General features: G+C 63.4%; 16 protein-coding genes. 9 read left to right on the forward strand and 7 right to left on the reverse strand.

The features are described 5' to 3' along the window. Positions 1–115 precede the first annotated feature (115 nt). On the forward strand, positions 116–895 hold the full coding sequence (locus tag IB262_RS20885; protein WP_051659212.1) for a FadR/GntR family transcriptional regulator: 780 nt from the start codon (positions 116–118) through the stop codon (positions 893–895). Between the two features lie 166 nt (positions 896–1,061). After that, positions 1,062–2,354, forward strand: coding sequence for a hemolysin family protein (locus tag IB262_RS20890; protein WP_090295591.1), 1,293 nt, complete (start codon positions 1,062–1,064; stop codon positions 2,352–2,354). A gap of 276 nt (positions 2,355–2,630) precedes the next feature. Here the strand turns inward: IB262_RS20890 and glp are convergent, their stop codons facing one another. From glp to IB262_RS20915, 5 genes are read right to left on the reverse strand one after another with little or no spacing between them, the layout of a single operon-like run. Further along, positions 2,631–3,842: a gephyrin-like molybdotransferase Glp gene (gene glp, locus IB262_RS20895; protein WP_112975416.1), complete on the reverse strand. Its 1,212-nt coding sequence runs from the start codon at positions 3,840–3,842 to the stop codon at positions 2,631–2,633. 4 nt (positions 3,843–3,846) lie between these two features. Beyond that, entirely contained in the window at positions 3,847–4,335 is a 489-nt protein-coding gene (gene moaC, locus IB262_RS20900) for a cyclic pyranopterin monophosphate synthase MoaC (RefSeq protein ID WP_112975415.1), read from the reverse strand. Then, positions 4,335–5,150: an indole-3-glycerol phosphate synthase TrpC gene (gene trpC / locus IB262_RS20905; protein WP_060517062.1), complete on the reverse strand. Its 816-nt coding sequence runs from the start codon at positions 5,148–5,150 to the stop codon at positions 4,335–4,337. Before trpC ends, moaC begins: the two co-directional genes overlap by 1 nt. A 14-nt stretch (positions 5,151–5,164) precedes the next feature. Then, positions 5,165–6,178, reverse strand: a complete 1,014-nt coding sequence (trpD, locus tag IB262_RS20910; RefSeq protein WP_034791006.1) for an anthranilate phosphoribosyltransferase — start codon at positions 6,176–6,178, stop codon at positions 5,165–5,167. 17 nt (positions 6,179–6,195) lie between these two features. Then, on the reverse strand, positions 6,196–8,085 hold the full coding sequence (locus IB262_RS20915; RefSeq protein WP_060530031.1) for a SurA N-terminal domain-containing protein: 1,890 nt from the start codon (positions 8,083–8,085) through the stop codon (positions 6,196–6,198). A 350-nt stretch (positions 8,086–8,435) separates the two neighbouring features. Here IB262_RS20915 and IB262_RS20920 point away from each other — a divergent pair, with 350 nt between their 5' ends. Then, on the forward strand, positions 8,436–10,082 hold the full coding sequence (locus IB262_RS20920) for a Na/Pi cotransporter family protein (protein ID WP_112975414.1): 1,647 nt from the start codon (positions 8,436–8,438) through the stop codon (positions 10,080–10,082). Positions 10,083–10,094: 12 nt separating this feature from the next. On the opposite strand, the gene IB262_RS20925 is transcribed toward IB262_RS20920, so the two are convergent. Beyond that, on the reverse strand, positions 10,095–11,855 hold the full coding sequence (locus IB262_RS20925; protein WP_112975413.1) for a hypothetical protein: 1,761 nt from the start codon (positions 11,853–11,855) through the stop codon (positions 10,095–10,097). Positions 11,856–12,098: 243 nt separating this feature from the next. Between IB262_RS20925 and glmU the strand changes: the two genes are divergently transcribed. The 4 genes from glmU (at position 12,099) to IB262_RS20945 (ending at position 16,744) form a co-directional block, all read left to right on the forward strand. Then, positions 12,099–13,469 (forward strand): bifunctional UDP-N-acetylglucosamine diphosphorylase/glucosamine-1-phosphate N-acetyltransferase GlmU, encoded by a 1,371-nt coding sequence (glmU, locus tag IB262_RS20930; protein ID WP_112975429.1) that lies wholly within the window; start codon positions 12,099–12,101, stop codon positions 13,467–13,469. Positions 13,470–13,700: 231 nt separating this feature from the next. Continuing rightward, a complete protein-coding gene (glmS, locus tag IB262_RS20935) occupies positions 13,701–15,527 on the forward strand; it encodes a glutamine--fructose-6-phosphate transaminase (isomerizing) (protein WP_112975412.1) in 1,827 nt (608 codons plus the stop codon). Beyond that, positions 15,524–16,024, forward strand: coding sequence for an N-acetyltransferase (locus IB262_RS20940; RefSeq protein ID WP_089044661.1), 501 nt, complete (start codon positions 15,524–15,526; stop codon positions 16,022–16,024). Before glmS ends, IB262_RS20940 begins: the two co-directional genes overlap by 4 nt. 18 nt (positions 16,025–16,042) lie before the next feature. Beyond that, positions 16,043–16,744, forward strand: a complete 702-nt coding sequence (locus IB262_RS20945) for a DUF502 domain-containing protein (protein ID WP_034791018.1) — start codon at positions 16,043–16,045, stop codon at positions 16,742–16,744. Positions 16,745–16,784: 40 nt separating this feature from the next. On the opposite strand, the gene recG is transcribed toward IB262_RS20945, so the two are convergent. Next, complete coding sequence (recG, locus tag IB262_RS20950) at positions 16,785–18,890, reverse strand: ATP-dependent DNA helicase RecG (RefSeq protein WP_112975411.1); 2,106 nt, start codon at positions 18,888–18,890, stop codon at positions 16,785–16,787. 155 nt (positions 18,891–19,045) lie between these two features. On the opposite strand from recG, the gene IB262_RS20955 reads away from it, so the two are divergent. Together IB262_RS20955 and mfd are read left to right on the forward strand one after the other, a co-directional pair. Next, positions 19,046–19,351, forward strand: a complete 306-nt coding sequence (locus tag IB262_RS20955; RefSeq protein ID WP_034791024.1) for a succinate dehydrogenase assembly factor 2 — start codon at positions 19,046–19,048, stop codon at positions 19,349–19,351. A 7-nt stretch (positions 19,352–19,358) separates the two neighbouring features. Next, complete coding sequence (mfd, locus tag IB262_RS20960; RefSeq protein ID WP_060517410.1) at positions 19,359–22,862, forward strand: transcription-repair coupling factor; 3,504 nt, start codon at positions 19,359–19,361, stop codon at positions 22,860–22,862. Positions 22,863–22,864 lie beyond the last annotated feature (2 nt).

The raw sequence follows: 22,864 nt of genomic DNA on the forward strand, positions 1-22,864 counted from the left end.
GTTTTGCGGCCACCCTGGGGCTTTCCGGAATCGACTGTTCAAACTACATTCATTTGCGCAGGTTTAGGGGGCCCGCCCGTGCTCCGCACGAAGGCCTTGTGGCGCGTCGCGCCGTATGAAATCAGGCAGGGGAGTGCCTGGAGGAGATGGATTGAACAGGAGTTTGCTGGAAACCGTCGTGTCCGGCTCGCGCAAGCGCACGAGCCACGCACATGTTGTCGATCAACTCGGCAAGGCAATCATATCCGGCGAATTTCCGGTCGGCTCCATTCTTCCGGGTGATCCGGAACTTGCGGCACGCTTCAAGGTATCCCGAACTGTTCTGCGCGAAGCCATGAAGACGCTGGCCGCCAAGGGGCTGGTCGTGCCGCGGGCTCGCATCGGCACCCGCGTGACGCCGCGCAACGACTGGAACCTGTTCGACAACGATATCCTGACCTGGCACTTCGAATGCGGCGTCGATGAAGACTTCCTCTATCACCTCAGCGAAGTGCGCCTGGCATTCGAGCCGCATGCGGCAGCACTTGCGGCGCGAAACGCATCTGAGGCCGAAATCAGCCGCATGATGCGGCTCGCGGTAGCGATGGGCGAGGAGGGCCATAGCGCCGAGAGCCTCGCAAGCGCCGACCTGAAGTTCCACCTGGCTGTCGCCGAGGCCTCCGGCAACCCATTCATGCGCACGGTCGGCGGGCTGATCGAAGCGGCGCTGGTCGGTGTCTTCAAGCTGAGCTCTCCGGTCGCCGAAAAGGGCGGCATAGACGAGGTTGCCCGCAACCACATCCGTATCGTTGAGGAGATCGGCAGGCGTGACGAGGTCGGCGCACGTCTTGCCATGGAAAACGTGATCAAGATCGGGCGCGAGCGCGTTCGCAGCGCGCTGCAAAGTCGCAGTTGAGGCTGCGACCGGTCGAGATTGTTCAACAAAACAGCGCTCGGCCCTTCCAATGTTCAGAAGATTGCAGCGATTTCATTGCTTGTGCTTGCTCGGATCGCGCGCTGGCCTTATTTGGTGAGGGCTCGCTCCTTGTGGAGCGGCTTTCGTCAACGGTGATCTGGAGACCATGTCCGAGTTTTTTGTCATTTTCGTCCTGCTTTTGATCAATGCATTTTTTGCTCTCTCGGAAATGGCAATCGTCTCGGCAAGCAAGCCAATGCTTCGCCAGATGGCAAAACAGGGAAATGCCCGCGCCGAAGTGGCGCTGAGGCTCGCTGAAGATCCCGGCAAGTTTCTTTCCACCGTACAGGTCGGCATCACGCTCGTCGGCACCTTAGCCGGCGCCTACGGTGGCGCGACAATCGCTGCGAAATTTGCACCGCTGCTCGATGAGGTCGCTTGGATCAATCCTTACGGCAACACGGTTGCCCTCGTACTCGTCGTTACCCTCATCACCTTCCTGTCCGTGGTTATCGGCGAGCTCATTCCGAAGCAGCTGGCGCTGAAGAATTCCGAGGCGCTGGCAATGTTCGTCGCGCGCCCGATGCACTTCTTGTCGCGGATCACCGCGCCGGTCGTCTATCTCTTCGAGACCGCGGCGTCGCTTGCCATGCGTCTCCTCGGCATCCGTCCTGACGATCCTGATCATGTGACGGAAGAGGAAGTCCACGCGATCATGGCCGAAGGCGTCGAAAGCGGCGCCATCGAAAAGTCCGAGCACGAGATGCTTCGGCGAATCATCCGCCTCGGCGACCGCAACGTGAAGTCGATCATGACCCACAGGACCGAGGTGAGCTTCATCGACGTCAATGACAGCCTGGAAACGGTCGGTCGCAAGATCGATCAGTTCGGCCATTCCCGCTATCCGGTGGTCGATGGCCCGAGCGGCGACGTTCTCGGCGCGGTTCTCGCCAAGGAAATCCTGAACGCGCCGACCTCCGGTCCGTTCGACGTGCGTAGATACATCAAGGAAATCCACACCTTGCCGGAGACGGCGTCGTGCCTAAAGGCACTGGAAGCCTTCAAGTCGTCAAGCATCAACATGGCGATGATCGTCGACGAATATGGAAGCACTGAGGGTATTATCACCATCGCCGACATTCTCGAGGCGATCGTCGGCGTGCTGCCGTCGAACTACGACGACATCGAGCATGCGTTGATCCGCCAGCGCGAAGACGGAAGCTACCTTGTCGACGGCCGCACGCCGATCGACGAAATCCACCTGACGATCGGCATCGAGGGAATCGACGCCGACGGCAACTTCGAGACCATCGCCGGCTTCCTGGTGCAGCAGTTGCGCAAGACGCCGGAGGAGGGCGATGTCGCGATTGCCCATGGCTACCGCTTCGAAGTGGTCGACATGGATGCACGCCGCATCGACAAGATCCTCGTCAGCCGCTCCGACGAGACGGTCAACTGATCCATGCGCGGCCAGGGGCGCACCCCGGTTTGCTGCGGCAAGAGCGGTGGCTGCCCCATGCGGCCACTTACACCGTTGCAAAGTGCTTCGTCACAAAACGTAGAGGGTCCGTGTCACAGCGCCGAATTGGTGGCGCTCTATGACGAGGCCACGTGATCATCGCTGAGGTCGCCCGACTACGGATGATCGAGAGGACCCGCCATGAACGGGAAAAAGGTCGGGTTCTGCCCGACCTTTTGCTTTTGCGCTCCCAGAGGTGGCTCTCGCTTGGTTTGTTCAGCGAAGCCTTAGAATGTCGCAGGTTGCGCCCGCGGGCGCTTCGGCAGCGTGCGGCGGCCGCACGATCAGGCAATCCGACTGCGCGAAAACCTTCATCATCGACGAATCCTGCCGCGAGAAGGGATGGGCGACCAACGTGCCGTCGCGGTCCCGCGTAAGGCGCGCGCGCACATAGTCCTGCCTGACGTCGTTGCCCGGAAGCGGGCCTGCAAGCCGCGCGGTCGTTATGCGGTCGCGCGATGGTAAGCGGGCGAGCTTACGGGTCAGCGGCTCGAGGAAGAGCAGGGCGCAGACGAGGCTGGAGACCGGATTGCCCGGCAGGCCCAGCACCGTGGCCGTTCCGAGCTGGCCCACCATGAGCGGCTTTCCCGGCCGCATGGCGATGCGCCAGAAGTCGAGCGTCATGCCGCAGGCAATGAGCGTCGATTGCACCAGGTCATGGTCACCGACCGAAGCGCCGCCGAGCGTGACGATCACGTCGACATCGGCGCCCTGCGCCCGTCTGACCTCGGCACTGATGGCGTCCCGATCGTCGTAGACGATGCCGAGATCGATGACCTCGGCGCCGTTGTCGCGCGCGATCGCCGCGACGCCGAAGCTGTTCGAGGCGATGATCTGATCGTCGCCCGGCTTGTTGCCCGGAGCCACCAGCTCGTCGCCCGTGGCGAGGATTGCGATCCGCGGGCGCTTGAAGACCGGCAGGCTCGCATGGTTCATCCCGGCAGCGAGCGTCAAACGTCCGGCGTCGAGCACGTCGCCCGCCGAAAGTGCCGCTTCGCCGGCGATAAAATCCTGGCCGGCCGTTCGAATATGCCGCCCCTTGCCGGGCACGAATTTGGTGCGGATCCGGTTGCCCGGCAACCGCTCGGTATCCTCCTGGATGATCACCGTATCGGCGCCCAATGGCACCGGCGCACCGGTGAAGATGCGCACGGCTTCGCCCGCTTTCATCTCGCCCTTGAAGCCATGGCCCGCAGCCGATTGGCCGATCACGGTCAGTTCGGCGCCGATGGTCTCAATGTCCCGGTGGCGCACGGCGTAGCCATCCATCGCCGAATTGTCGAAGGCCGGATGGGTGACGCGCGCCGGAATATCCTGAGACAGCACGCGGCCGGGCCCGTCATGGAGACCGACGAGCTCTGTCAATTGCGGTGGCGTGGCGCCATATAGGATCCGCTCGAGCGCGTCTTCGACGGACAGCAACGCCATGGCCTCAGTTCCCTTCGCGTCGATAGTCGCCGGATCGCCCGCCGGACTTGCTGACCAGCTGGATGCCGCCGATTTCCATCTCGCGATCGGCCGCCTTCGCCATGTCGTAGATCGTAAGGCAGGCGACGCTCACGGCCGTCAGCGCCTCCATCTCGACGCCGGTGCGTCCCGTCAGCTTGGCAAGCGCCTCGACCCGGAGGCCAGGAAGCGTCGGGTCCGGCGTGATATCGACGGTTACCTTGGTCAGCATCAACGGGTGGCAGAGTGGAATGAGGTTGGCCGTCTGCTTGGCGGCCATGATGCCGGCAAGCCGCGCCGTACCGATGACATCGCCCTTCTTGGCGTCGCCTTCGAGAATGAGTGTCAGCGTTTCAGCCTTCATGCGCACATGGCCTTCGGCGACGGCGATGCGTACCGTCTCGGCCTTGTCGCCGACATCCACCATGTACGCTTCGCCGCTGCCACCGATATGCGTGAGCGTCGGCTTGCTCATCACTCGGCCGCCAGCGTGGTCGTAGCGCCGGTCAGGAGCGTGCGCGTTGCTGATTCGACGTCGCTCTTGCGCATCAGGCTCTCGCCGACGAGGAAGGTGGTGATGCCGCTCTTTTCCAGCCGCTGGCAATCCGCATGCGTGAAGATGCCGCTTTCGCCGACGAGCAGACGGTCGGCAGGCACCATTCCCGCAAGCTGCTCGGAAACCGCGAGATCAACCTCGAAGGTCCTGAGGTTGCGGTTGTTGATGCCGACGAGCGGCGAGGTGAGCTTCAGTGCCCGTTCCATCTCTTCGGCGTCGTGCACCTCGATCAGCACGTCCATGCCAAGCTCGAGGGATGCGTCTTCGAGGCGGCGGGCGTCGTCGTCGCTGAGCGAAGCCATGATGAGAAGGATGCAGTCGGCGCCCCAGGCGCGCGCCTCGAACACCTGGTAGGTGTCGAACATGAAGTCCTTGCGCAGCGCCGGCAGGGCGCAGGCCGCACGCGCCGCTTCGAGAAAGGCAGGCGCACCCTGAAAGCTCGGGGCGTCCGTCAGCACCGACAGACAGGCCGCTCCACCGGCTTCATAGGCCTTGGCGAGCGCCGGCGGATCGAAATCCGGGCGGATCAGTCCCTTCGACGGGCTTGCCTTCTTGATTTCGGCGATCAGTCCGAACGCGCCGGCGGCCTTGCGTGCGGCGAGCGCCGCATGAAAGCCGCGCGGGGTGGCCTGATCAGCGATACGCGCCTTGAGTTCGTCGAGCGAAACGTTCGACTTGGCAGCCGCGATCTCGTCGCGCTTGTAGGCTTCGATCTTGCGCAGGATATCCGTCATGTGCTGATCCTTCCTCAGGCCGCGTTCGATACGCTGATCAGGCGCTGCAGCGCGGTCTTGGCGCTGCCGCTTGAAAGCGACTGGCGCCCAAGCGCCATGCCTTCGGTGAGGTCCTTTGCCCGTCCGGCTATCATCAGCGATGCGGCCGCATTGGCAAGGGAAATGTCCCGGTAGGGGTTCTCGGCACCATCGAGCACTGCCTGGAGCGCGACCGCATTGTACGCGCCGTCGCCGCCCTTGAGCGCATCGATCGTCACCGTCTGAAGGCCGAAATCGGCGGGCGTCAGGGTGAAGGTGGAAATCTTGCCGTCCTTGAGTGCTGCGACCTCGGTCGTGCCGGTCGTCGTGATCTCGTCGAGGCCATCGCCGTGAACGACCCAGACATTGTCCGAGCCGAGATCACGCAGCACTTCGGCCAGCGGCTGCACCCATTGCGGCGCGTAGACGCCGACGAGCTGGCGCTTGACGCCTGCGGGGTTGGAAAGCGGGCCGAGCAGGTTGAAGATCGTGCGCGTTCCGAGCTCCACCCGCGTCGGGCCGACATGGCGCATGGCGGAATGGTGCTGCTGGGCGAACATGAAGCCGACACCGGCCTCGCGGATGCATTTCGATATGGCGTCCGGACCGATGTCGAGCTTGACGCCGAGGCATGAGAGCGCGTCGGCCGTGCCTGACTTCGAGCTCAGCGCGCGGTTGCCGTGCTTGGCAACAGGCACGCCCGCGCCGGCGACGATCAGCGAGGCAAGAGTCGAGATGTTGTAGGTGCCGGCGCCGTCGCCACCGGTTCCAACGATATCGACCGCATCCGCTGGCGCATCGACCGGCAGCATGCGGGCACGCATCGCGCCCACCGCGCCGACGATTTCATCGACGGTTTCGCCGCGCACCCGCAATGCCATCAGGAAGCCGCCGATCTGCGACGGCGTTGCGGCACCCGACATGATGATTTCGAAGGCGGCACGTGCGTCTTCGCGGTTCAGCGCCTCGCGGGCGGCGACCTTGGCGACGAATGGCTTCAGATCACTCATCGATGGTTTCCTTGGGCCTATCGTTGCGCAATGGCGGTTTCAGCGAGCGTCTGGTTGATCGAAACGCCGTAGGCGGCCTGCAGCGTGGCGACCATCTGGTCCAGGATGTCCTCGCCGCTGACACGGGCGAGGGCCTCGATCTGGCGGCTGTCGTCCTGCAGCACGTCTGCCGGGCCGGCGGTGTCAACCGAGGTGACCTGCAGAAGGATCTGCCCTTCGCCGCCGATTCCGGGAGCGTTGGTGACGTGGCCGTTCGCGCCGGAGAAGGCGGCAGCGACGGCTGCCGGGCTAAGGGCAGCATCTGCGGTCGCGCGCGTCAGGCCGGCCTTGGTTTCGACGACGAGGCCGAGTTCGGTCGCGACGTCGGCAAGCTTTGCGCCCTGCTCGACGCGCTGCTTCAGTTCGCCGGCCTTCGTGGCAAGTGCTGCGCGCTGCTGCTCAGCCATCCAGTCGGCGCCGATTTCGTCGCGGGCTTCGTCCAGCGTGCGATCGCGCGCCGGGATGACTTCATCGAGGTCGAACCAGACATAGCCTTCGCGGCCGACATTCACCGGCAGGGTTTCAGCACCGACGTCGGCCTTGAAGACTTCCTGGAGAAGGGCTGCCTGTTCCGGCAGGCCGGCGACGTCATCGCCGTTCTTGTCCTTGCCGGTCGCGTCCACCGCATCGACGGTTACGAGCTTCAGCTTGAGCTGGTCGGCGACTTCCTTGATCGGCGCGCCGGAAGCGCGCTCGTCTTCGATCTTGTCGTGCAGGCGCATGACTTCTTCGCCTGCTGTGGAAAGGGCGATGTCCTTGCGCAGTTCTTCCTTCACTTCGTCGAGGCTGCGGACGGTTTCCGGGCGGATGTTCGTCACGCGCAGGATGACCGGCCCGAAGGCACCGTCGACAACCGGCGTCACGCCGTCGGCCTGAAGTGCGAATGCTGCTTCGCCGATCTTGGCGTCGGGAACGCGATCCCTCGTGAACTCGCCGAGAAGTACGTCGGCAGAAGACTTGCCTTCGGCCTTTACGAGATCGTCGAAGCTGGTGCCGGCAGCAAGCTTTGCCGACGCAGCGTCAGCCGCTTCACGCGACGTGAAGGAGAGCTGTTCGATTGTCCGCGCAGCAGCGCTGCGGAAGCTTTCCTTGCGGCGTTCGTATTCGGCGCGGATTTCGTCGTCGGTGACAACGGTCGGGTCTGCAACGTCAGTCGGCTCGAGCTTCACATAGGTGACCTTGCGATATTCCGGCGCACGGTAGTTTGCCTTGCGGCTGTCGTACCAGGGAGAAAGCACGTCGTCGCCCGGCACCTTGACCGGATCGATATTGGCGTTCGAGAGCAGCAGGTAATCGATCGTGCGCTTCTCGTGCCGGTAGGCGCCAATCGCGTCGGTGAGAACCTTCGGAGCGACATAGCCATCAGACAGCGCGTCGACGATCTGCGAGCGGATCGCCGTCTGGCTCTGGCTGTTGATGTAATCCTGTTCGCGCAGGCCCGCATTGCGCAGCACGCTCGAGAACGTCAGTCGGTCGAACTGGCCGTTGACGCTGTGGAATGCCGGATCGTCGGCGATCAGTTTTGCGAGCCGATCCTGCGACAGGCCGAGATTCATGTCGTTGGCGAGCTGGTCGAGAGCCGCGCCGGCGACGATCTGCGAGTAGACCCGCTGCTCGATGCCGAAGGCGCGCGCCTGCTGCGGCGTCAGCCGCGTGCCGAGCTGGCGGGAAGCCTGTGCCAGCATGGTCTCGTAGGCGAGCCGGAATTCCGGTGGCTTGACCTTGACGTCACCGACGACCACCACCGCATCCGACTGGTTCGTCATCGTCAACGATGAGCCGCCCCACACCATGAACGACAGAACGAGAACGATTAGCAGGCCTTTGACGACCCAGGTCTGGGCGGCGCTTCTCAGAAATTCGAGCATGGGGGCAGAAACCTCGTTGCAATGCGGTGGCCATCGGCCAAACGAAATCGTTCCTTAAAACAAACGAAACAGGAAATGAAGGGTTGTTTGCCGCAAATTGCGCCCATGCAACGGGATCGGCCGCCCGGAGCAACTGTCTGGTTTTCAATGGCTGCCGCGACAGCTGCGCGAGCTGCCTGGATGAGGCGGGCGGTGTCCGTCGATCGGACCGGCGCGGGTGATCAACTCGATGTCGGATTCGTTAGCCGGCAACTGAAAATTATCTGTCACATTGGCTCGAACATGCCGCGGTTCTGTGGTTCTGTTGCAGGGGCGGAGCGATTCTTTGGAGCTTCCGCGGGAAAGATTCCATGCAGTCGACAATCGTGATGGTAAACCTGTTTGGAGCAGTGGCACTGCTTCTCTTCGGCCTGTCCCTCGTCAAGGACGGGGTGACCCGTGCCTTCGGGGCTCGGCTGCGCGCCGGCCTCGCCCAGGGAACCGACGGCTCTCTCCGCTCCTTCGTGACCGGACTTGTCGCGACGCTTGCGCTGCAAAGTTCCACGGCCACCGCATTGATGACCGCATCCTTCGTGGAAAAGGGGCTCATCCGCTCGCGCATGGCGCAGATCGTGCTGCTTGGCGCCAATCTCGGCACGGCGATGACGGCCTGGATCGTGGCGACCGGAATAGAATGGCTGTCGCCGCTCGTCATTCTCATCGGCGTGGTCTTGCACCGCGCCAGCCGGTCGAACGCGCGCCAGGGTCTGGGCGCTGCCTTCGTTGGCATCGGCCTCATGCTCCTGTCGTTACATCTTTTGGGCGCGGCGACGGAGCCGATGCGTGACAGTCCGGCCCTTGGGGCCTTCCTCTCGATGCTCGACAGCGCCTGGCCAGTAGCGCTTCTCATTGCCGCGGGACTTGCCTTTGCGTCGTCGTCCAGTCTGGCTGTGGTGATGCTGGTGCTGTCACTCTCGACGACGGGCATCCTCAGCGTCGGGTTGACGGTGGCACTCGTGCTTGGCGCCAATCTCGGTGGCGCCGTTCCGCCTGTCATGGCAACGCTCGGTTCCGCCCCGTCGGCGCGCCGCGTCACCATAGGCAACCTTGTCGTTCGCGCCATTGGCTGCCTGATCGCGCTTCCGCTGACAGGCATGAGCGTGGAGTTTCTGCAGAGCCTGCCGCTGCCGCGCCAGAACCTGCCGGTCGACATTCATCTGGCCTTCAACCTCGCGGTCGCCATTCTTGCCTGGCCCTTTGCCGGTTTGCTGTCGCAGCTGATGGCCCGGTTCATTCCGGATGGAGAGGCCGAGGAGACTGGCCCGCGTTATCTCGATGAGACGACGCTGAATACGCCGGTCATGGCGCTTTCGGGAGCCACCCGGGAGGTCTTGCGCGTCGGCGATCTGGTCGAGGCGATGCTGATGCGTGCCGCGAACGCCTTCAACAACAACGACCTCTCGGATATTCGCGATATCGGCAAGTTCGAAAAACAGGTCGATCAGCTGCAGCAGGAGGTCAAGATCTTCCTGTCGCGCTTGGGCCGCGATGGCCTGAGCGCCGAAGACGGCCGCCGCTCGATCGTCATCATCGACTACGCCATCAATCTCGAGCATATGGGCGACATCATCGAGAAGGGGCTGTGCGAGCAGATCACCAAGAAGATCAGCAACGGCCTGAAGTTCTCGGAGGAGGGCTATCAGGAACTGAAGAGCCTCTTCAACCTGACGATCGACAATCTGCGAGTCGCCCAGACCATCTTCGTCACCCGCAATGCCGATCTCGCCAAGCAGCTCATCGAGGTGAAGGTCAACGTCCGTCACATGGAGAAACGCTCGGCGGAGCGCCATATCGAGCGGTTGCGCGACGGGCTGGTCCAGAGCCTGCAGACGAGCTCGCTGCATCTCGACATGCTCCGGGATCTGAAGCGCGTCAACGCGCATATCGCTTCCGTCGCCTATCCCATCCTTGAGGAAAATGGCCTGTTGAGCGAGAGCCGCTTGCGGCCGGGCGCCTAGCCGTCGCGTCGATCAGCCGCCGGTGTTGGCAGCGGGCTTCAGGCTGTTTCGGATAAAGGCGTCGTAGCAGCTTGTCAGCGTGATCCGGCTGTGAGCCGTTTCGAGGCTCGGCAGATAAAGCGACAGCAGCGTCTGGTTGACGTTGGTCACCGGGCAGGTCGGCACCAGCGCGACGTCGACCGCATCGAGGGCGGCGCGAACATTTTCATCCGGCGGCGGAATGGCGCGGAAGGGATCTGCGCCGATCGCGACATGCAGCGGGGCACTGCGGTCCATCAGCCATGGAAAGGGATTCGTGAAGTCGACGTTGAAGATCGTCCGGAAGCGTACGCCGTTCGAAGCCTCGTAGGCCGTCAACGCGTCGATCGCTTCGTCGACATTCATCAGCCATCCCGTCTGAAAATCGAAGTCGCTGTAGAGCAGGAACGACGGCAACTCGCCAGTTTTGGCGAAGGCGTCGAATGCGGGACGCTCGGTCGCGTAGAGGATGCGCAGACGCTCGGCGCGCAGTGCCAGGATGGGCCGTACATTGACGGCGCCCATGGTTTTGAGGTTGCGGCTTTCCAACGGCACGTTGTTGACAGCCCCGATCCATGCGCGGGCGCTTTTTTGCACGACGGCTGTGGCCGGCGGCAGGGCTGCCGCGAGGGCGAGAACAGCGACTGCAACTGCGGCAGGCCGTGTTTTGGCGGCTGCGACCTCATCGATCGCGAGCTTGAGGAGCAGCGGCAGCAGGAAGATGAACGCCTGGCTGCCGGTATTCTGACTTTCAAAGAGGATGCCAGCAACAACGAAGGCCGCCAGCCAGATAAACGGCTGGTCGAACATTCTGCCGAGCGCCGCCATTGACGGGCCTTTTCCAAGCTGACGCAGCGACTGGGCGAAGGGCGCAAGCTGCGTGCCGAGGAGCACCAGGCACAGCAACCCCGCCGGGATCAGCAGACCGGCATTGAGGGAGGCGGCCTGCAGCAGCCGCGGCAGTAAGCTGCCGTCATTGACGGAAAGCAGCGCCAGGATATCGAAAAGATAGGCAGAGACGCCGCCGAGGGCGAGCTCGACGCTCGCAAGGATGGCGATGACAACGAGCCCCGCCATGATAGCCGACCGGAACGGCAGGCGCCCCGCAGCAAAGGCCATGAGGCACATGAGCGTGCCGGCAACCGCGCCGGTGATCTTGACGAAGAACAGTGCCGCCATGGCGCCGGCGACCGTCGCGACGAGCAGCCGACGATCGCGTACGTGGACAAGTGCGGCTGCGAGTACATAGAGAAGCTGGCAGACCTGGCGGTTGTAGATGCCGAAACCGTCGGAGCCGGGGTAGGGGTAGAAGTCGCCGGTGTTGAACGGCAGCGCCGAAAACACCAGGAACGGCAGCAGGATCGCATAGGCGACTGCCGTCGAACGCTTCTGGACATCGGTGACCACCAGCGCGATCAGCGGCCCACTGACGAGAAGCAGGCACCAGCTCGCCAGGAGCAGCGGCTGGCCGTTCGGAAAGATGCCCTGCAGGGCGGCGAAGAGATAGTAGCCGAGGGCGCCGACGGGGGTGAAGAAATCGACCGACGGGATCTGGCCGTCGCGGATACGATTGGCGGCATCGAGATAGAGATAGTGGTCCCAGAACATCGGACCGATCGGCTGCGGGATCGTGAAGCTGAGCAGAACCGCGAGCACACCGAGCACAAGGGCAAGCAACAGAAGCGGAGATCGAGCGAGAGGAATGACCGCGCCGGTAGACTTTGCCGGTGTGTCGATGTCAGTGCGGCTGTGCATTGCGGCTTGATCCCCCGAAGGAGCGATGCACCCGCACGGCTTTGCTGACACAGGCTCCGCGCCTTCTTATGCCATCATCCGGTTTTAAGCCGGTTAATGCGACGTGATTGTGAGAATTATGCTTCTCGCAATATGTTGCTGCTAGCACCGCGCCGAATCGAAAGGCGATTTTGTACTTGAGCCGATTCCGATCTAAGGAATTGTGCAGTGGGCGTGAGCCTGGAAGAGACCAAGGAGAGATATATGGAACGGACGTGCCTGGCCATCGTTTTGGCTGCGGGTGAAAGCACGCGGATGAAATCGTCCATGTCGAAGGTGCTGCATCCGGTGGCGGGCCGGCCGATGATCGCCCACGTCGTCGAGGCGCTCTCAAACGCTTCCATCTCGGATATCGCTCTCGTCGTCGGCCGCGACGCCGACGCGGTCTCGGCTGCCGCCGACATCGGCGGCGTGTCGGTTTCGTCCTATCTGCAGAAGGAACGGCTCGGCACCGGCCATGCGGTGCTTGCTGCCCGCGACGCCATCGCAAAGGGTTTCGACGACATTCTCGTCGTTTTTGGCGATACGCCGCTGATCCAGCCTGAACCACTTCGGGCCGCTCGCGAGGGACTTGCGGCCGGCAACGATGTGGTGGTGATCGGCTTCGAGGCGGCAGACCCGTCGGGCTACGGCCGCCTGATCGTCAAGGACGGCGCGCTGCTCGCCATTCGCGAGCACAAGGACGCAACGGAAGAAGAGCGCCGCATCACCTATTGCAACGGCGGCCTGATGGCGATCGACGGTCGCAAGGCACTCGATCTTCTCGGCCGCATCGGTAACGCCAACGTCAAGGGCGAGTATTACCTGACCGACCTCGTGGAGATCGTCCGCGACATCGGTGGGCAGGCGATTGCCGTCGAGGCCCCCGAAGAAGAACTGACGGGCTGCAACACGCGCGCCGAGCTCGCCTTCATCGAGCGGCTTTGGCAGCAGCGCCGCCGCCACGAGCTGATGCTGTCGGGCGTATCGATGATCGCGCCGGAAACCGTGTTTCTCGCCTGGGATACCGCGCTGGAGCAGGATGTCCTGGTCGAGCCGAATGTCGTCTTCGGCCCGGGCGTGCGCGTCGAAAGCGGCGCGATCATTCATGCCTTCTCGCATGTCGAGGGTGCGACGGTGCGCGCCGGCGCGACGGTCGGTCCGTACGCACGCCTGCGCCCGGGTGCCGATCTCGGCGAAAACTCCAAGGTCGGCAATTTCTGCGAGGTCAAGAAGGCTGAGATTGGCGCCGGCGCCAAGGTCAATCACCTGACCTATATCGGCGATGCCTTCGTCGGCGCAGGCACCAACATCGGCGCCGGCACGATCACCTGCAATTACGATGGTGTGAACAAGCACGAAACGCGGATCGGCGAAAATGCCTTTATCGGCTCGAACTCGTCTCTGGTTGCGCCGGTGACGATCGGTGACGGCGCCCTGGTCGCCTCCGGCAGCGTCATCACCGAGGATGTGCCGGCCGACGCCGTCGCCTTTGGCCGCGCGCGCCAGGAGATCAAGCCCGGCCGGGCGCGGCTGCTGCGCGAGCGGTACGAGGCGGTGAAGGCGGCCAAGAAGGCGGCGAAGGCTGCCGGTTAGGCCCGTGGTGCCCGCGTGTCCGCGGGTTCGCCTCGGATTTGCTGCATGTCGCTTGATTCCGCTAGGATTCGCGGGAACATGCGGCGGCGTTAAACATTGAAATCGAAAGTGAAATCGGGGCGGATTGCCTCGACCGGCAAATGCTTTACCAAGACAGCGCGCCGGGCGGCATTTCCGCCCTCGTTGAACAGGGGCGCCCATCGCGGCGCGGGGACGAATTCGGAGACGACTATGTGCGGTATTGTAGGCATCGTTGGCAACCAGCCGGTATCGGAACGACTGGTCGATGCGCTGAAGCGCTTGGAATACCGCGGTTATGATTCCGCCGGTGTCGCCACCGTCATTGGCGGCAAGCTGGAGCGCCGGCGCGCCGAGGGCAAGCTCGTCAATCTGGAGATCAGGCTGCGCGAAGAGCCGCTCGCCGGCACGATCGGCATTGCCCACACGCGCTGGGCAACCCATGGCGCGCCGACCGAACGCAACGCCCACCCGCATTTCACCGACGGGGTCGCCGTCGTCCACAACGGCATCATTGAGAACTTCGCCGAGCTGAAGGACGAACTGATCGCCAGTGGCGCAAAGTTCGAGACGGACACCGACACCGAGGTCGTGGCCCATCTGCTCTCCAAGTTCCGCCGCGAGGGCCTCGGCCGGCGCGAAGCCATGCACGCGATGCTGAAGCGCGTCACCGGTGCCTATGCACTGGCGGTGCTCTTCCAGGACGATCCTTCGACGATCATGGCGGCGCGTAACGGCCCGCCGCTTGCGATCGGTCACGGCCGCGGCGAAATGTTCCTCGGCTCCGACGCGATCGCGCTTGCGCCCTTCACCAACGAGATCACCTATCTGATCGACGGCGACTGGGCGGTGATCGGGGCGAACGGCGTGCATATCTTCGATCTCGACGGCAACGTCGTCGACCGGCCGAAGCAGCTGTCTACGGCCGCCGCCTACATGATCGACAAGGGCAACCACCGGCACTTCATGGAGAAGGAGATCTATGAGCAGCCGGAGGTGATCGCGCACGCGCTCAGCCACTACATCGATTTTGCCGGCAACCGCATAAAGGCGCTCTCAGGCACGATCGATTTCGCCAAGGTTCCGAGCCTTGCGATTTCCGCTTGCGGCACCGCCTATCTCGCTGGCCTCGTCGGCAAGTACTGGTTTGAGCGTTACGCCCGCCTGCCGGTGGAAATCGACGTCGCGTCCGAGTTCCGCTACCGCGAGATCCCGCTGCCTTCCGAGGCGGCCGCGTTGTTCATCTCTCAATCCGGCGAAACCGCTGATACGCTGGCGTCGCTGCGCTATTGCAAGGAACTTGGCCTGAAGATCGGCGCCGTGGTCAACACGCGTGAATCGACCATCGCGCGTGAATCCGATGCGGTCTTTCCGATCCTTGCCGGTCCGGAAATCGGTGTCGCCTCGACCAAGGCCTTCACCTGCCAGCTCGCAGTGCTGGCGTCGCTCGCGATCGGCGCCGGTCGCGCCCGCGGCACGGTGAGTGCTGAGGAAGAGCAGGTCTTGGTTCGCTATCTCGCGGAAATGCCGCGTCTCATGGGGCAGGTGCTGAACGCCGTTCAGCCGAAGATCGAGCTTCTTTCGCGCGAGCTGTCGAAGTGCCGCGACGTTCTCTACCTCGGCCGCGGCACCAGCTTCCCGCTGGCGATGGAGGGGGCGCTCAAGCTCAAGGAGATCTCCTATATCCATGCGGAAGGTTATGCCGCCGGCGAACTGAAGCATGGACCGATCGCGCTGATTGACGAGAACATGCCGGTTATCGTCATCGCGCCGCACGACCGCTTCTACGAGAAGACCGTTTCCAACATGCAGGAAGTCGCGGCCCGCGGCGGCCGGATCATTCTCATCACCGACGAGAAGGGCGCCGCCGCCTCGAAGCTCGAGACCATGGCGACGATCGTGCTGCCTGATGTCGATGAGGTCATCGCGCCGATGATCTTCTCGCTGCCGATCCAGCTCCTTGCCTATCACACGGCGGTGTTCATGGGCACCGACGTCGACCAGCCCCGCAACCTCGCCAAATCGGTGACCGTCGAATGATCTATGTCCGGCACGAGCGCCCCGGCGACGAAGCGGCGATACATGCCGTGACCGCGGCCGCCTTCGAAGGGCATCCGCACAGCGACCAGAGCGAACCCTTCATCATCGAGCGACTGCGTGAGTCCGGTGCGCTGAGTGTGTCGCTGGTCGCCGAGATGAACGAGGAAATCGTCGGGCACATCGCCTTTTCGCCCGTCACTCTGACGCCGGAAGAGCCCGGCTGGTTCGGGCTCGGGCCGGTCTCGGTCAAGCCGGACGTTCAGGCCCAGGGCATCGGCCGGCAGCTGATCCTCGAAGGGCTCGAATGGCTGCGGGCGGAAGGGGCCGCCGGCTGCGTCGTGGTCGGCGATCCGGCCTTGTATCAAAAGTTCGGTTTCCGTAACGAATCGGCTCTTGTATTCCCCGGTTGTGCGCCGCAATATTTCATGGCGCTGGCTCTCTCCGGCGCGATGGCGGCCGGTACGGTCGCCTATCATCCGGCCTTCGGCGTCGAGTGAGGTTGAGACGGAAGAAGCATGACGGAACATTCGAAACGCGGCTATATCGGCACCCGGCTGCGCAACTACTTCCTGACGGGTTTGATCATCTGCGCACCGGTCGCGATCACCGTCTGGCTCGTGCGCACCTTCATCGACTGGGCCGACGGTTGGGTGAAGCCCTACCTGCCGAACTTCTATAATCCGGACACCTATTCGCCCGTGGCCATTCCCGGCTTCGGTCTGCTCGTCGCTATTTTCGTGATCACCTTCGTCGGTTTCATGACCGCAAACCTCGTCGGTCGGTCGATCGTGAATTTCGCCGAGTCGCTCCTCAATCGCACGCCGCTCGTCCGCACGATCTACAAGTCCACCAAGCAGATATTCCAGACGGTGCTGCAGGAACAGTCCTCCTCCTTCAAGAAGGCCGGGCTGATCGAGTATCCGAGCCCGGGCATCTGGTCGCTGGTGTTCATCGCAACGGATGTGAAAGGCGAGATCGCCTCGAAATTCAAGGAACGCGGCATGGACATGGTCGCGGTCTTCCTGCCGCCGACCCCGATCCCGACGGCGGGGTTCCTGCTGTTCATCCCGCGCGACAAGATCATCCCGCTTGACATGAGCGCGGAGGACGCGGCGAAGCTCCTGATCTCGGGGGGGCTCGTGACGCCCGACCAGAAGCCGCTCGCCAATGCACCTTTGAAAATCGGTCAGCAGAAGACTGAGATTCCCGTATCTTGATGCCGGGCCGCCGTGATCGTCGCCTTGGCAGGGTGGTCGGTCAGCCGGCGCGCAGGAAGCGGATCGCCTCATCGCGGCGGTAGAGATAGAGCAGCGTGCGGAGCGCTTCGCCGCGCTCCGAAGTGAGGTCCGGATCGCGCTCGATCACGTAGGCGGCGTCCTTCCGCGCGATTTCGAGCAGATCGCCGTGGGCCTCCAGGCTGGCGATGCGAAAACCGGGCGTGCCTGACTGGCGCGTGCCGAGCAACTCGCCTTCGCCGCGCAGCTTCAGGTCTTCCTCGGCGATAAGGAAGCCGTCCTCGCTGTCGCGCAGGATCGAGAGCCGCGCGCGGCCGGTTTCGCCGAGCGGCCCCTTGTAGAGCAGGATGCACGTCGATGCCTCGTCGCCACGGCCGACGCGGCCGCGCAACTGGTGAAGCTGGGCAAGGCCGAAGCGTTCCGCATGCTCAATCACCATGATCGTTGCGTCGGGCACGTCGACGCCGACTTCCACGACTGTTGTCGCAACCAGCAGGCGGATCTCGCCGTTCTTGAAGGCGAGCATGACGGCGTCCTTCTCCGCCCCGTTCATACGGCCGTGTACCAGGCCGACATTGTTGCCGAAGCGCTTGGCGAGGCCTTCGTATCGTTCTTCGGCCGACATGACGTCGACGGCTTCGGACTCTTCCACGAGCGGGCAGATCCAGTAGGCCTTCTTGCCTTCGCGAAGGGCGGCGTCGAGCCGATCGACGATGTCGCCAACGCGCTCCGTCGGGATCGTCACCGTCTGGATCGGCTTGCGTCCGGCGGGCTTTTCCGTGAGCTTCGAAACGTCCATGTCGCCGAAGGCGGCAAGCACCAGCGTGCGGGGGATCGGCGTTGCCGTCATGACCAGCATATGCGGCGAGATGCCCTTGGCGGTCAGGCGCAGGCGCTGGTGAACGCCGAAGCGATGCTGTTCGTCCACCACCGCCAGTGTCAGCTCCTTGTAGCTCACCGTGTCCTGGAAAAGCGCATGCGTGCCGATCACCATGCGCGTTTCTCCGGACGCGATGCGCTCGAGAATGGCGTCGCGCTCCTTGCCCTTGGTGCGGCCGGTCAAAACGTCGATGGCGATGCCGGCGGATGCGGCCATCCTTGCAAGCGTCGCATGGTGCTGGCGGGCGAGAATTTCGGTCGGCGCCATCAGCACCGCCTGACCGCCGGATTCGACGGCGGCGAGCATCGCCATCAGCGCCACCATCGTCTTGCCGGAGCCGACATCGCCTTGCAGCAGCCGGAGCATGCGCTCGGTGCCGGCCATGTCCTTCAGGATGTCGGCGATCGCCGTCGACTGACTGGCTGTCAAGGAAAAGGGAAGGGCGTCGATGACCGGACGGGAAAGTACACCGGTCGCGTGAACCGGTACTCCCGCGACCTTGCGCAGGCGCTGGCGAACGAGAGCCAGGGACAATTGCCCGGCGAGAAACTCGTCATAGGCGAGGCGGCGGCGGGCAGGTGCCTGCGGATCGAGGTCGGTCGCGTCGCGGGGATCATGCAGCGCGCGGAAACTTTCGGCTGCGGTGCTGAAACCTTGTCGCGTCAGCAGCGCGTCGTCCGTCCATTCGGGCATGTCCGGAACGCGGGCGACGGCGGCCTCGATCGACTTGCGCAATATCCTTGGTGAAAGTCCTGCTGTCAGCCCGTAGACCGGCTCGACCAGCGGCAGGTTTTCCGCCTCGCTTGCCCGGACCGCATAGTCAGGGTGAACCATGGAGGGGCGGCCGTTGAACCAGTCGACCTTGCCGCTGACGATGACTGTCTCATCGACCGGCAGCGATTTTTCCAGCCAGTTGCCCTTGACGCGGAAGTAGGTGAGCGCCAGCTCCCCGGTCTCGTCATGCAGGAAGACGCGATAGGGCAGGTTGGGCTTTCCGCGTGGGGGCGGCTGGTGGCGATCGACCCGACCGGTGATGGTGACGATAACCCCTTGAGGCGCGTGGGCGATGCCAGGCTGTTGGCGCCGGTCGATCAACGAATGCGGCGCGTGAAAAACGAGATCGACCACGCGGCAGTCTTCGATCGTCTCGCGACCGAGCAAACGGGCATAGAGTTCGCCGATCTTCGGGCCGATGCCTGGAAGCGTGTCGAGCGGGGAGAAGAGCGGATCTAGCAGGGCGGGGCGCATGGCGATGAAATTGCGATGATAATTCGGGCTTTGGCAAGGCTGACAATCGGCTATTCAGAGTTTATAGAGCCGTTGACGACAAACCGTACCCCAAAGGCCTCGCGCGTTCGTCCGAGCGTGCAGGCGTCATCGCGGGCGGCAGGAAGGAATTTCCCATGACCGGCATCTCTCGCACCAGCGCCGATCTCGATCCGCGTCGACGGCGGATCCTGTTTCGCGCTTGGCATCGCGGCATTCGCGAGATGGATTTGATCCTCGGGCAATTTGCAGAGGCTGAGCTCTCGACGCTTTCTGAAGCACAACTCGATGAACTCGAGACGATCATGGGCGAGGAAGACAACGATCTCGTCAAGTGGATCATCGGCGAACAGCCGGTGCCGGCTTGCTATCAGACGCAGATGTTTCAGCGCATCGCTGCCTATCGTCCGGATTTCGACAAGCTTCCCGAAGGGATGAAATAGACCGATGATGCTGGCTGGCCTTGATCCGAAGAAGATTGTCGAAGCACAGCGAGAGATCACGATCGGGCCGGTGCCCTCCGGGGCCGAGGCGCTGATCCTTGCTGAGCTCGCCCGCGCCGGCCAGCCGGTCGCCTACATTCTTTCGGACGGCCAGCGGATCGCCGATCTTGAGCAGGTCCTCTCATTCGTCGCGCCAGACATTCCGGTGCTCACTCTTCCCGGCTGGGACTGCCTTCCCTATGACCGCGTCTCGCCGAGCGCCGACACGTCGGCACGGCGGCTGGCGGCGCTGAGCGCCTTGATTGCGCACAAGAAGAAGCCGCATGCGGCGATCGTGCTGGTGACGGTCAACGCCGCCCTCCAGAAGATCTCGCCGCAGGACGTGATCCAGAGCCTGGCGTTTTCGGCCCGTCCGGGCAATCAGGTGCGTATGGACGACATCGCGATGCGGCTGGAGCGCAACGGCTTCGAGCGTGTCGCGACCGTGCGTGAGGTTGGCGAATACGCAGTGCGCGGCGGCATCCTCGATGTCTTCGTGCCGGGGAGCGGCGAGCCGCTGCGCCTTGATTTCTTCGGCGATACGCTCGAAACAATCCGCTCGTTCGATCCGGCAAGCCAGCGCACCACCGGTCAGGTCCGCTCCCTCGATCTCAATCCGATGAGCGAGGTGTCGCTGACGCCCGAAACGATCAGCCACTTCCGCAAGCACTACCTGTCGCTGTTCGGCGCGACGACCCGCGACGACGCGCTTTACCAGGCTGTCTCCGAAGGCCGGCGCTATGCCGGCATGGAGCATTGGCTGCCGCTGTTCTATGACGGGCTGGAGACAGTCTTCGACTATCTCGACGGCTTCCGTATCGTCACCGATCATCTGGCGCGCGAAGCTGCGGCTGAGCGCTCGAAGCTCATTCTCGACTATTACGACGCCCGTTTGGCCTCGGCGTCTCCGGGCAAGGCGCAGGCCACCCAGGGTACGCCCTACAAGCCGGTTCCGCCGGAGCTGCTATATCTGAGCTCGCAGGGCTTCAACGCCGGCCTGAGCTCACGCGACGCCATTCGCCTGTCGCCCTTCAACGAGCACGAGGGCGAAGCCCGCCAGGTCATCTCGGTCGATGCGCGCCAGGGCATGCGTTGGGCGAAGTCGGCGGGTGAGGGCGAAGCCGAAGACGAACGCGTTAACGTCTTCGATCAGGCGGTCAAGTACATCGCCGAGCGGCGCTCGAAGGGCGCCAAGGTGGTGATTTCAGGCTGGAGCGAAGGATCGCTCGATCGCCTGCTCCAGGTTCTCGCCGAACACGGTCTCGGCAACGTCAAGCCCATCAAGGCACTCGCCGAGATCAAGTCGCTGAAGCCGGGCGAGGCGGCCTCGGCCGTGCTCAGCATCGAAGCCGGTTTCGAGACGGGCGATCTCGTCATCATCGGCGAACAGGATATTCTGGGCGACCGCATGGTCCGCCGCTCGAAGCGGCGCAAGCGCGGTGCCGACTTCATCGCCGAGGTGGCTGGTCTCGACGAGGGCAGCTATGTCGTGCACGCCGAACACGGCATCGGCCGTTTCGTCGGCCTGCGCACCATCGAGGCGGTCGGCGCCCCGCATGATTGCCTCGAGCTCGTCTATGCCGACGATGCCAAGCTGTTCCTGCCGGTCGAAAACATCGAGCTTCTGTCGCGCTACGGTTCAGAAGGCACCGATGCGATCCTCGACAAGCTCGGCGGCGTCGCCTGGCAGGCGCGCAAGGCCAAGCTCAAGAAGCGGCTGCTCGATATGGCGGGCGGCCTCATTCGCATCGCCGCCGAACGCCATACGCGCCGGGCGCCGGTGCTCGCCGCACAGGACGGCGTCTATGACGAGTTTGCCGCCCGCTTCCCCTATGACGAGACCGAAGACCAGCTGAACTCGATCGAGGCGGTGCGGGAGGATCTCGGCAGCGGCCGTCCGATGGACCGCCTCGTCTGCGGCGACGTCGGCTTCGGCAAGACGGAAGTGGCGCTTCGTGCCGCCTTCATCGCTGCTATGAACGGCGTACAGGTCGCGGTCGTCGTGCCGACGACACTGCTTGCCCGCCAGCACTTCAAGACCTTTTCCGAACGGTTCCGTGGGCTGCCGATCCGCATCCAGCAGGCGTCGCGCCTCGTCGGTTCCAAGGAACTGGCGCTGACGAAGAAGGAAGTGGCCGATGGCAAGACCGATGTCGTCGTCGGTACGCATGCGCTGCTCGGCACGTCGGTCAACTTTGCCAATCTCGGCCTCTTGATTATCGACGAGGAACAGCACTTCGGTGTCAAGCACAAGGAGCGGCTGAAGGAGCTGAAGTCCGACGTGCACGTGTTGACGCTTTCGGCGACGCCGATCCCGCGCACGCTGCAGCTTGCCCTGACCGGGGTGCGTGAACTGTCGCTGATCACGACGCCGCCGGTCGACCGCATGGCGGTGCGCACCTTCATCTCGCCCTTCGATGCGCTGGTGATCCGCGAAACGCTGATGCGCGAGCACTATCGCGGCGGCCAGAGCTTCTATGTCTGCCCGCGTCTGAGCGACTTGTCGGAGATCCATGATTTCCTGAAATCGGACGTTCCGGAGCTGAAGGTAGCCGTCGCCCACGGCCAGATGCCGGCAACCGAGCTCGAAGACATCATGAACGCCTTCTATGACGGCCGTTACGATGTGCTGCTGTCGACGACGATCGTCGAATCCGGTCTCGACGTACCGACGGCCAACACGCTGATCGTGCACCGCGCCGACATGTTCGGTCTCGCCCAGCTCTACCAGCTTCGCGGCCGCGTCGGCCGCTCGAAGGTGCGCGCCTTTGCGCTGTTCACGCTGCCGGTCAACAAGACGCTGACGGGCATGGCCGAACGCCGGCTGAAGGTACTGCAGTCGCTCGACACGCTTGGCGCCGGTTTCCAGCTCGCAAGTCACGACCTCGATATCCGTGGCGCTGGCAACCTGCTCGGCGAGGAACAGTCGGGCCATATCAAGGAGGTTGGCTTCGAGCTTTACCAGCAGATGCTCGAGGAAGCGGTCGCCGAACTCAAGGGCGAGGAAGAAATCCACGACACCGGCTGGTCGCCGCAGATTTCGGTCGGAACGCCCGTCATGATCCCGGAACACTACGTTCCGGATCTGCATCTGAGGCTCGGCCTTTATCGTCGTCTCGGCGAACTGACGGACTTGAAGGAGATCGACGGCTTCGGCGCCGAGATGATCGACCGCTTCGGTCCGCTGCCGATCGAGGTCCAGCATCTCTTGAAGATCGTCTACATCAAGTCGCTCTGCCGCACGGCGAATGTCGAGAAGCTCGATGCCGGGCCGAAGGGCGTCGTCGTGCAGTTCCGCAACAAGGAATTCCCGAACCCTGCGGCACTGGTGGGTTACATCGCCAAGCAGGGCACGCTTTCGAAGATTCGGCCCGACCAGAGCATCTTCTTCCAGCGCGAACTGGCGACGCCGGAAAAGCGCCTGTCCGGTGCAGCAATGGTCATGACGCAGCTCGCCGGCCTGGCGAAGTAACA

This window comes from Ensifer sp. ENS02, assembly GCF_014851885.1.
Taxonomy (GTDB): Bacteria; Pseudomonadota; Alphaproteobacteria; order Rhizobiales; family Rhizobiaceae; genus Ensifer; species Ensifer adhaerens.

Coding starts and splice junctions, on each gene's coding strand:
- trpC (WP_060517062.1), bottom strand. CDS start 5,150: ATGACGGATATCCTGCGCAAGATCGAAGCCTACAAGCGCGACGAGATC.
- glmU (WP_112975429.1), top strand. CDS start 12,099: ATGGAACGGACGTGCCTGGCCATCGTTTTGGCTGCGGGTGAAAGCACG.
- IB262_RS20925 (WP_112975413.1), bottom strand. CDS start 11,855: ATGCACAGCCGCACTGACATCGACACACCGGCAAAGTCTACCGGCGCG.
- IB262_RS20885 (WP_051659212.1), top strand. CDS start 116: ATGAAATCAGGCAGGGGAGTGCCTGGAGGAGATGGATTGAACAGGAGT.
- IB262_RS20890 (WP_090295591.1), top strand. CDS start 1,062: ATGTCCGAGTTTTTTGTCATTTTCGTCCTGCTTTTGATCAATGCATTT.
- moaC (WP_112975415.1), bottom strand. CDS start 4,335: ATGAGCAAGCCGACGCTCACGCATATCGGTGGCAGCGGCGAAGCGTAC.
- mfd (WP_060517410.1), top strand. CDS start 19,359: ATGCTGGCTGGCCTTGATCCGAAGAAGATTGTCGAAGCACAGCGAGAG.
- IB262_RS20915 (WP_060530031.1), bottom strand. CDS start 8,085: ATGCTCGAATTTCTGAGAAGCGCCGCCCAGACCTGGGTCGTCAAAGGC.
- IB262_RS20945 (WP_034791018.1), top strand. CDS start 16,043: ATGACGGAACATTCGAAACGCGGCTATATCGGCACCCGGCTGCGCAAC.
- IB262_RS20940 (WP_089044661.1), top strand. CDS start 15,524: ATGATCTATGTCCGGCACGAGCGCCCCGGCGACGAAGCGGCGATACAT.
- glmS (WP_112975412.1), top strand. CDS start 13,701: ATGTGCGGTATTGTAGGCATCGTTGGCAACCAGCCGGTATCGGAACGA.
- IB262_RS20955 (WP_034791024.1), top strand. CDS start 19,046: ATGACCGGCATCTCTCGCACCAGCGCCGATCTCGATCCGCGTCGACGG.
- recG (WP_112975411.1), bottom strand. CDS start 18,890: ATGCGCCCCGCCCTGCTAGATCCGCTCTTCTCCCCGCTCGACACGCTT.
- glp (WP_112975416.1), bottom strand. CDS start 3,842: ATGGCGTTGCTGTCCGTCGAAGACGCGCTCGAGCGGATCCTATATGGC.
- IB262_RS20920 (WP_112975414.1), top strand. CDS start 8,436: ATGCAGTCGACAATCGTGATGGTAAACCTGTTTGGAGCAGTGGCACTG.
- trpD (WP_034791006.1), bottom strand. CDS start 6,178: ATGAGTGATCTGAAGCCATTCGTCGCCAAGGTCGCCGCCCGCGAGGCG.